Source organism: Aeromicrobium sp. SP1, from assembly GCF_055663785.1.
In genome coordinates this window covers 3380829-3389729 of the sequence record NZ_JBQVVK010000001.1, presented here as the reverse complement: position 1 = coordinate 3389729, position 8901 = coordinate 3380829, and the positions used below count along the sequence as shown (strand labels likewise).

The following is an 8901-nucleotide window of genomic DNA, read 5'->3' as shown; positions in this document are numbered from 1 at the left end:
CGCCGACGCGATCTCCGGACTCGGCGCCGAGCACACCAACTACGGCATCTACACCTACCCCGGCAGCGGCGCAGCCAACGCCGCCTGGGAGACCGCCACCCCGATCACCTTCACGGCCACGCAGGTCGAGCCGACGCAGTCCGATCCGATCTCGGCGACGGGCCTGACGACGACGTACGGCAAGGGCGGCAACGTCACGGTCGTCGTCCCGTCGGCGGGCACGGTCACGGTGGCCGGTCTGGGCACGAAGGTCGCCCCTGGCGCCGGCACGGTGAGCTTCGCCGTCGCCCGGACCCAGGCCGTCGGCACGAAGACCTACACGGCCTCCTTCGCCCCGACCGACCCGACCGTGCTCGCTCCGGCGAACGTGGCCGTCACGGTCAAGGTGGCCAAGGCGACGGCCGCCAAGCCGACCGTCAAGGTCGCCACGAAGCCGACCAGCAGGAAGGCCGGCAAGGTCGTCGTCAAGGTCAAGGGCATCGCCGGGGTCACCGCCCCGACCGGCAAGGTCACGATCCGCTTCGCGAAGGGCGGCACCGTGAAGACCAAGACGGTCACCCTCTCGAAGGGCAGCCGTACGGTCGCCGTGCCGAAGCTCAAGAAGGGCACGTGGAAGATCACGGTCCGCTACGCCGGTGACAGCCGCTACACCGCTCGGGCCTACGTGTCCGCGGGCAAGGTCAAGGTCACCAAGTAGTACCTGCAGGCGCACATGATCGAAGGTTCCAGTCACCCGGTGACTGGAACCTTCGATCATTTCGAGGCGATCGCGGTGCGGCACGGATGGTCGAAGACCTGACCGAAACCGAGACGGATCGTGGACAGGCCGACGACGGCGGAGTCGAGGTCGCGCTCCAGATCGACGTCGAGCTCGATGACGAGGCTGTCGACCTGCACGTCGCGGTATTGCGGGCCGGGCCCTCCGACGTGTCGGACCTGTCGCATCCCGGACGGAAGTCCGTGCGGACGCTCGACGCGGTCGAGGTAGCCGTGCTCCAGCACGGACCAGGTGCCGGAGGCGACATCGTCGAGCACCCGGTCGAGCCAGGCCCGGCGGTGTGCCTTCGCGCGCCGGCCGAGGGTCGCCCTCAGCCGCTCGGCCGTGGTGCGGCGCGAGCCCACCGCGGTCGCCAGCACCGCCACGGCCTCGACGTCCCTCACCTGGCGCTGGGCGACATCGATGACCGCCTCGTCGAAGTTCAGGCGTGGAGGACGCGCATGCCACGCCACCTGTGCCACCAGGTCGCCATGGCGATGGACCGCCACCCCGGACGGCGCGACGACCGTCCGCCCGGTCGCCACCGCGACGTGGATGACCGACTCGTCCCATCCCCGGCCGGGGCCTTCGTACGACCGGAGCGCCGACACGTCGCACAACGCGGCCGACCCGACTGCCAGCACTCCCGCCCAGGCTCGCTGGAGCCACGTGGGCTCTCCGGTGTGGTCGACATAGATGCCCCGGTGGATCGGCGTGAGCTCGCGACGTCGGATCAATCGGCGAATGTCGTGGTCACCAAGGCCGGCCGTGATCAGTTGATGGCGGGCGACGACCCCGGCCTGATCGGCGATCTCCAGCACGCCTCCGAGCCTGCCGCCGGTCCGGCGCCGTCTTTCCGGTTGTCCACAGCAGGATGGTCGAAGATTTCCGTCACCTGGTGACTGAAACCTTCGACCGTGTCACCCGGCGGCGACGGCGGCGAGGACGAAGCGGACAGTCGTGTCGGCGGAGGCGTGCCGCGCCGAGAGGGTCGCGTGGACGAGCGAGACCGTCGCGTCGAGGTCGGGAACGGCGAACTCGCCCGAGGCCGCACCGTCGGAGAGGATCTGCCGCAGCACCTGCTCGACCGCGACGACGTGCTCGCGCATCGCCATCGCGGACTCCGGCGACAGGATGGCCCGCAGCTCGGGCCCCAGCCCGATGTGGAAGTCGGCCGACGTGTCGACGTGGTGGCGGACGTACGTCTCGAGCCGGCGCGTGGGGCTGTCCTGGCTGGCGAGCGACTCCTGGAGCTGCTCGAGGTAGCGGTCCGTCTCGTCGGTCGCGAACGCGACGACGACCGCCTCCTTGTCCTTGAAGTGGTTGTAGAGCGCCGACCGGCCCATGTCGGCGTGCGCGGCGATGTCAGCCATCGTGATCGCATCGAACGGACGCTCGGCGAGCAGCTCCACGAGGGCGTCGAAGACCCGGCGACGCGTCGCGGCGCGGTGCTCCGACAGGGAGCCTCCGATGATCTTCGGCACGGACGTAGAGTACGCCGCGCCGGACGGGCGCGCCGGACACCGCGCGACTCAGCCGCCGGCCATCGCCCCGATCACGCGCAGCGGCTCGGCACCGGACGCCACCGCATCGGGCAGCGGCTCGTCGATCCCGGCGTGCGAGAGGTCCTCCTCGCCCACGTAGAACCGGACGAAGGCCCGACGCCGCGCCGTGCCGCGGTCGCGCATCGTGCCGAGCAGGCCCGGATGCGCCGCCTCGACGGCGTCGAGCACCGTGCGCTGGGTGACCGGGTCGGCGTCGACCCGGATCTCGCCCTCGATGCCGGCGAGCGCCTTGAGGTGCGCCGGCAGGATCACGCGGACGGTGCTCATGGCAGCGTCTGCACCTCGACCGAGAGCACCGCCGGCAGGTCGGTGACGATCGGCGCCCACGAGTCCCCGGAGTCGCTCGAGCAGTAGACCTGGCCGCCGGTCGTGCCGAAGTAGATCCCGCACGACGGATGCCGGTCGACCGCCATCGCATCGCGCAGGACGTTGACGTAGCAGTTCTCCTGCGGCAGGCCCTCGGTCAGCGCCTCCCACTGGTCGCCGCCCGTGCGCGAGCGGTAGACCCGCAGCCTGCCGTCCGGCGGGTAGTGCAGCGAGTCGCTCAGGATCGGCACGACGTAGACCGTCTCGGGCTCGTGCGCGTGGACCGCGATCGGGAAGCCGAAGTCGGACGGCAGGTCTCCGCTCACCTCGTGCCACGAGTCTCCCCCGTCGTCGCTGCGCAGGACGTCCCAGTGCTTCTGCATGTAGAGCACGTCGGGACGCGACGGGTGGAAGTCGATGCGGTGGACGCAGTGACCCACCTCCGCGTCGTCGTCGGGGATCTCACCGGACCTCAGGCCCTTGTTGATCGGCTGCCACGAGGCACCGCCGTCGCGGCTCCGGAAGGCCCCGGCCGCCGAGATCGCGACGAAGAGGCCGTCGGGGTCGGTCGGATGCTCCAGGACGGTGTGCAGGCACATGCCGCCGGCGCCCGGCTGCCACTGCGGGCCGGTGTCGTGACGGCGCAGGGCCGACAACTCGGTCCACGAGCCGCCGCCGTCGGTCGACTTGAACAGCGCCGCGTCCTCGATCCCGGCGTAGACCGTCTCGGCGTCGTGGACCGACGGCTCGAGGTGCCACACGCGCGTGAAGGTCCACGGCACGAGGGAGCCGTCGTAGTACTGGTGCTGACCGGGGACGCCGTCGTACGTGAAGTCGTTGGACACGACGTCCCACGTCTGGCCGCCGTCGTCCGACCGCTGGATGACCTGGCCGAACCAGCCGCCACTGGGTGCGGCGTAGATCCGTTCGGGATCCAGCGGCGAGGCCTTGACGTGGTAGACCTCCCACCCGGCGAAGTGAGGACCGTCGACCTTCCAGTCGGTCCGATCGTCGTCCGAGGTGAGGATGAACGCACCCTTGCGGGTGCCGACCAGTACTCGTGTGCCACTCATGGCGCCCCCTTTTCGGTCCTCCCACGCTACGCCGATCGGGGTCTCGGCCGGAACCCGTCGGCCTCGATAGGGTGTCCGGGTGAGCCCCTACGACCTCGCCCGCGAAGCCGCCGACGCCCTGCGCGACCGGACGGGCGGTGGCGACCACGACGTCGCCCTCGTGATGGGCTCGGGCTGGCTGCCGGCCGCCGACGCCCTGGGCGAGCCCGAGTTCGAGATCCCCGCCCACGAGCTGCCGGGCTTCAGCGCTCCGGCCGTCGCCGGCCACGGCGGCACGATCCGCTCGGTGCGCGTGGGCGACCTGCGCGCCCTCGTCTTCCTGGGTCGCACGCACTTCTACGAGGGCAAGGGCGTCGACGCCGTCGTCCACGGCGTCCGCACCGCTGCCGCAGCGGGCGTGCGCACGCTCGTGCTGACGAACGGCTGCGGCGGCCTCGACCCGTCGTGGGCACCGGGCACTCCGGTGCTCATCAGCGACCACATCAACCTGACGGCCACGTCGCCGATCGTCGGCGCGACGTTCGTCGACCTCACCGACCTGTACGCGCAGCGCCTGCGCGACCTCGTCCGCGAGGTCGACCCCGGCATCGACGAGGGCGTCTACGTGCAGTTCCCCGGCCCGCACTACGAGACGCCCGCCGAGGTCCGGATGGCCGGCGTCCTGGGCGGCACGCTCGTCGGCATGTCCACGGCGCTCGAGGCGATCGCGGCCCGCGAGGCCGGCATGGAGGTGCTCGGCATCTCGCTCGTCACGAACCTCGCCGCCGGCATCTCGGACCAGCCGCTCAACCATGCCGAGGTGCTCGAGGCCGGCCAGGCGGCCGCCACCCGCATGGGCGCGCTGCTCGCCGAAGTCCTCCCTCGCGTCTGACGCACCGTCCTGCCTGAGGGCCGATACCGTGGGCGGATGGACGTCATCGCCGCCGCCCGTGACTGGATCGCGCAGGACCCCGACCCGCAGACCCGCGCCGAGCTGACGGCACTGGTCGACGCCGGTGACGAGGCCGAGCTCGCAGCCCGCTTCGCCGGTCGGCTCGAGTTCGGCACGGCCGGTCTGCGCGGCGAGCTCGGCGCAGGCCCGATGCGGATGAACCGGGTCGTCGTGGCGCGCGCCGCCGCCGGTCTGGCTGCCTACCTGGTCCGCACGGCCGAGCAGCCGAGCATCGTGGTGGGCTACGACGCCCGCACGAACTCCGACGTCTTCGCCCGCGACACCGCCGAGATCATGCAGGCCGCCGGGGTGCGCGCGATGCTGCTCCCGGAGCACCTGCCGACTCCCGTCCTCGCCTTCGCGATCGGCCACCTCGGCGCCTCCGCGGGCGTCATGGTGACGGCCTCGCACAATCCGCCGCGCGACAACGGCTACAAGGTCTACCTGGCCGACACGAGCCAGATCGTCCCGCCCGCGGACGCCGACATCTCCGCATGCATCGACGCGGTCGGCCGCGTCGACGAGCTGCCGCGCGAGAGCCGGTTCACGGTGCTCGGTCCCGACGTGGCCCAGGCGTACGTCGACGCGGTCGCCGCGCTCGCACCGCCGGGCCCGCGTGAGCTCGTCGTCGCCTACACGCCGATGCACGGGGTCGGCGGACGCCTGTTCCTCGAGGCCGCCGAGCGCGCCGGGTTCGCGGCCCCGCACGTCGTGGCCGAGCAGGAGCAGCCCGACCCGGCCTTCCCGACCGTCGCGTTCCCCAACCCCGAGGAGCCCGGGGCCATGGACCTGGCCCTCGACCTCGCCGCCGCGGTGGACGCGGACGTCGTGATCGCGAACGACCCCGACGCCGACCGCTGCGCCGTGGGCGTGCGCGACCGCGAGGGACACGGACACCACCTGCTGACGGGCGACCAGGTGGGCGCACTGCTCGGCGAGTCGATGCTGCAGCGCGGTGTCGCGGGCACGTACGCGTGCTCGATCGTGTCGTCCGACCTGCTCGGCCGTCAGGCCGCGGCGCACGACCAGCCCTGGCGGCAGACGCTCACCGGGTTCAAGTGGATCGGCAAGGTCGACGGTCTGGCCTACGGGTACGAGGAGGCGCTCGGCTACTGCGTCGCGCCGCAGCTGGCGCGCGACAAGGACGGCATCTCGGCGTCGATGCTCGTGATGGCCCTCGCGGCCTCACTGCGCGCCGAGGGGCGCAGCCTGTCCGAGCTGCTCGACGACGTCTACCGCCGGCACGGCTGGCATGCGACGGGTCAGCTCGCGGTGCGCGTCGAGGACCTGTCGATCATCGCCACCGCGATGGAGCGCCTGCGGACCGCCGCGCCGCGCACCCTCGCGGGCCGCGACGTGGACTCGGTCGACGACCTCGCCGCGGGCTTCAACGGCCTGCCGCCGACCGACGGGATCCGGCTGGGCCTGGCCGAAGGCAGTCGCGTCATCTGCCGTCCGTCCGGCACCGAGCCCAAGCTCAAGTGCTACATCGAGGCCGTCGTGCCGGTCGAGGACTCGCTCGAGCAGGCCCATGCGGCCGCCGAGGCCACGGTCGCCGCGATCATCGCCGACCTGAACGCCTACTTCGGGTTCTGAGGCCGCTGGCCGTGACGTTCGAGGGCACTTTTCCGCGAAAACACCCCTCGAACGTCCCGCTCACGGGCGTCGTGAACCGGGCCGCCGCCAGGGCGTCGGAGCTTCGGCAGAGGAGCCGAGGGAGTGCGACTTTGCCGTGCTCACGACGAGGGAGTCCCCGGCGGCGGCGTCCGGGTTGTCGGGTCACCCCCCGACTCCTCCAGCGTCAGTGACGATGTGGCGCCTGTCAATTCGAGGGACCCGAATCCAGCGTTCCTCCCGGGCCGATGCGCGCGCCGCGTCGAACACCGCGGCGACGTGGACGGCGTCCGCCGGGTCGACCGGCACGGGCCCGCCCTCGCGGATCGCCGCCGCGAGCGCAGGGTAGAAGGTGTCCCAGCGGCCACGCTCGAGTGGACGCGAGCGCGCCTCGCCGTCGATCTCGAGCGCAGCGGCCCGCTCCGGCGGCTCGACCGCCCAGGCCGGCCCGAGCGAGTCGGGCGCGTCGCCGGCGAACAGCTGCTCCTCCTGGACGTCGAAGCCCTCGATCCGGGCGCCGCCGCGACTGCCGGAGACCCGGAAGCGCGGGCCCTCGGCCGCGGCGTGGAGCGAGGCCAGGATCGTCGAGCGCGCTCCCCCGGCATGGCGCAGCAACAGCAGGACGTCGTCCTCGCTGACCCGGTCGTCGCCGAGCACCGAGAGCTCGGCGAGCACCGACTCGACCGGACCCAGCAGGTGCACGGCCTGGTCGATCAGGTGCGGCCCGAGGTCGACGAGCACGCCGCCGCCGTGGATCGAGTCGGCCTCGCGGGTCCACGCGGGCAGGTCCGGACGAAAGCGCTCGATGCGCGACTCGAACCGGTCGACACGGCCGAACGTGCCGTCGTCGACCAGGGCCTTGACGGTGAGGAAGTCGCCGTCCCAGCGGCGGTTCTGGTAGACGCTCAGCACCGTGTCGGCGCCCGCGGACGCGACGACCCGGCGGGCGTCGAGCTCGGTCGTGGCGAACGGCTTGTCGACGACGACGTGCAGGTTGAGCGAGAGCGCCTCGATCGCGAGGTCGGCGTGCGTGCCGGCGGGCGTCGTGATCGTCACGCCCTCGACCCCGTCCGCGCGCAGGGCGGCCAGGTCCGGGTACACGGCGTGACCGGCCGCGCGCGCCGACTCGGCCCGATCGGCGTTGCTGGAGACCACCGCGACGAGATCGAGTCCCTCGGCCGCCGCGACGAGGGGTGCGTGGAACACCCGGCCGCCGACGCCCCAGCCGACGATCCCCCACCGCACGGGCGTCACGTCGATGCCACCCGTCGCACGAACTCGGCGTAGCGGTCCTCGAGGGGCCCCGCGTCGGACGGCTGAACCAGCCCGCCGGTGGCCGGCTCGGGATCGGGGACGGCGATGCCGGCGGCCCGGAAGCCGAGGAACGCCGCGCCGACGGCGGTCGCGTCGGTGAGCTCGATGCGCCGCAGGGGGCGCCCGAGCGTGTCGGCGAGGGTGCGCGCGAACACGGGCGACCGCAGTCCCCCGCCGGCGACGTCGATGACGTCGTCGACCTCGCCGGGCATCGACTCGACGGCGCGCCGGACCGTGAAGCACAGGCCCTCGAGGACCGCGGCGAACAGGTCGGCCCGCTCGGTCTCGAGGCCGATCCCGTACCACTGCCCCGATCCGGCGGGCAGCGACGTCGGCAGCCGCTCGCCGGACAGGAAGGGCAGGAAGCCCGGGATGCGACGCGCGCGGTCGTACTCGCGGTAGAGGTCGTCCCACTCCCCGCCGAGGAGCGCCAGGACGCGGTTCAGGGCGATCCCGGCGTTCATCACCGCGACCATCGCGTAGGCGCCGCCGTCGGCCGAGTGGTACGTGTGGTGGACGACGGGCCCGTCGAACTCGGGGGTGACACCCGACAGCACGACCTGGGCCCCCGAGCCGATCGTGACCACGAGCCGGCCGGGCGTCGACCGCGAGCCGACGAGGGTGGCGGCGGCGTCGGCGCACCCGACCGCGACGGGGATCCCGGCCGGCAGTCCCCACGAGGCGGCGACCGGCGTCGACAGCAGCCCGGCCGTCGCGTCCGAGGCGACGACGTCGGGCAGGAGCCGCGGCGCGATGCCGGCCGCGGCGGCGACCTCGTCGCTCCAGCGCTCGCGCTCGAGGTCCCACAGCAGCGTCGCCGACGCGTCCGACGGATCCGTGACGAACGATCCGGGCACGAGGCGGCTGCGCAGCCAGTCCTTCGGCAGCAGCACCTTCGCGGCGCGCGCGACCACGTCGGGCTCGTGCCGGCCGAGCCACGCGAGCACGGGACCGGTCATGCCGGAGGTCACCGGGTTCGCGAGGGCGCGCGCACGCGGCAGGTCGCGCCAGGCGTCGAGCTCGTCGCCGGCCCTCGCGTCGGGCCAGAGCACGGCCGGGCGCACCGGCTCACCCCGGTCGTTGACGAGGACCGTGCCGTGCATCTGCCCGTCGAGGCCCACGGCCCGCACATCGGCGTCGACCTCGGCGAGCACCGCCGCGACGCCGGCCCGAGCCGCCGCCTCCCACGCCCGCGGATCGGTCTCGGCCCAGCCCGGCGACGGCGAGGCGACGTCGTAGCCGCGGTCGGCCCGGGCGAGGACGGTGCCGTCGAGACCGACCAGCACGACCTTGATGCCGCTGGTGCCCAGGTCGAGGCCCAGGACGCACGGGACGGCCATG

General features: G+C 72.9%; 10 protein-coding genes. 4 read left to right on the top strand and 6 right to left on the bottom strand.

What is annotated here, in order from left to right; translation table 11 throughout:
- A partial coding sequence (locus tag ACT26F_RS16500; protein WP_471671641.1) for an Ig-like domain repeat protein occupies positions 1 to 697 on the top strand: 697 nt, incomplete at its 5' end.
- Between the two features lie 56 nt (positions 698 to 753).
- Here ACT26F_RS16500 and ACT26F_RS16495 read toward each other — a convergent pair.
- Positions 754 to 1494, bottom strand: a complete 741-nt coding sequence (locus ACT26F_RS16495; protein WP_471671640.1) for a hypothetical protein — start codon at positions 1492 to 1494, stop codon at positions 754 to 756.
- Positions 1495 to 1506: 12 nt separating this feature from the next.
- Between ACT26F_RS16495 and ACT26F_RS16490 the strand changes: the two genes are divergently transcribed.
- On the top strand, positions 1507 to 1659 hold the full coding sequence (locus ACT26F_RS16490) for a hypothetical protein (RefSeq protein ID WP_471671639.1): 153 nt from the start codon (positions 1507 to 1509) through the stop codon (positions 1657 to 1659).
- An 18-nt stretch (positions 1660 to 1677) separates the two neighbouring features.
- Here ACT26F_RS16490 and ACT26F_RS16485 read toward each other — a convergent pair whose 3' ends face one another.
- Genes ACT26F_RS16485 through ACT26F_RS16475 form a run of 3 tightly spaced genes read right to left on the bottom strand, consistent with a single transcriptional unit; the run spans position 1678 to position 3701 of the window.
- The gene (locus ACT26F_RS16485) at positions 1678 to 2241 is read right to left on the bottom strand and encodes a TetR/AcrR family transcriptional regulator (RefSeq protein ID WP_471671638.1); all 564 of its coding nucleotides are present in this window, start codon (positions 2239 to 2241) and stop codon (positions 1678 to 1680) included.
- Between the two features lie 48 nt (positions 2242 to 2289).
- Positions 2290 to 2589 carry a MoaD/ThiS family protein gene (locus tag ACT26F_RS16480; protein ID WP_471671637.1) on the bottom strand — a complete coding sequence of 100 codons (300 nt, stop codon included), beginning with the start codon at positions 2587 to 2589 and terminating at the stop codon, positions 2290 to 2292.
- Complete coding sequence (locus ACT26F_RS16475) at positions 2586 to 3701, bottom strand: WD40/YVTN/BNR-like repeat-containing protein (protein WP_471671636.1); 1116 nt, start codon at positions 3699 to 3701, stop codon at positions 2586 to 2588. Before ACT26F_RS16475 ends, ACT26F_RS16480 begins: the two co-directional genes overlap by 4 nt.
- 79 nt (positions 3702 to 3780) lie before the next feature.
- Here ACT26F_RS16475 and ACT26F_RS16470 point away from each other — a divergent pair, with 79 nt between their 5' ends.
- Both ACT26F_RS16470 and ACT26F_RS16465 read left to right on the top strand, forming a co-directional pair.
- Positions 3781 to 4572 carry a purine-nucleoside phosphorylase gene (locus tag ACT26F_RS16470; RefSeq protein ID WP_471671635.1) on the top strand — a complete coding sequence of 264 codons (792 nt, stop codon included), beginning with the start codon at positions 3781 to 3783 and terminating at the stop codon, positions 4570 to 4572.
- Between the two features lie 36 nt (positions 4573 to 4608).
- On the top strand, positions 4609 to 6228 hold the full coding sequence (locus tag ACT26F_RS16465; protein ID WP_471671634.1) for a phospho-sugar mutase: 1620 nt from the start codon (positions 4609 to 4611) through the stop codon (positions 6226 to 6228).
- Between the two features lie 183 nt (positions 6229 to 6411).
- Here ACT26F_RS16465 and ACT26F_RS16460 read toward each other — a convergent pair whose 3' ends face one another.
- Both ACT26F_RS16460 and ACT26F_RS16455 read right to left on the bottom strand, forming a co-directional pair.
- The gene (locus tag ACT26F_RS16460; protein WP_471671633.1) at positions 6412 to 7500 is read right to left on the bottom strand and encodes a Gfo/Idh/MocA family protein; all 1089 of its coding nucleotides are present in this window, start codon (positions 7498 to 7500) and stop codon (positions 6412 to 6414) included.
- Positions 7497 to 8900, bottom strand: coding sequence for a xylulokinase (locus ACT26F_RS16455; protein ID WP_471671632.1), 1404 nt, complete (start codon positions 8898 to 8900; stop codon positions 7497 to 7499). Before ACT26F_RS16455 ends, ACT26F_RS16460 begins: the two co-directional genes overlap by 4 nt.
- Position 8901: the final 1 nt, after the last annotated feature.

Bases quoted from the DNA above. Each gene is read 5' to 3' on its own strand.
- ACT26F_RS16480 (WP_471671637.1), bottom strand. From the start codon at position 2,589: ATGAGCACCGTCCGCGTGATCCTGCCGGCGCACCTCAAGGCGCTCGCC.
- ACT26F_RS16475 (WP_471671636.1), bottom strand. From the start codon at position 3,701: ATGAGTGGCACACGAGTACTGGTCGGCACCCGCAAGGGTGCGTTCATC.
- ACT26F_RS16465 (WP_471671634.1), top strand. From the start codon at position 4,609: ATGGACGTCATCGCCGCCGCCCGTGACTGGATCGCGCAGGACCCCGAC.
- ACT26F_RS16455 (WP_471671632.1), bottom strand. From the start codon at position 8,900: ATGGCCGTCCCGTGCGTCCTGGGCCTCGACCTGGGCACCAGCGGCATC.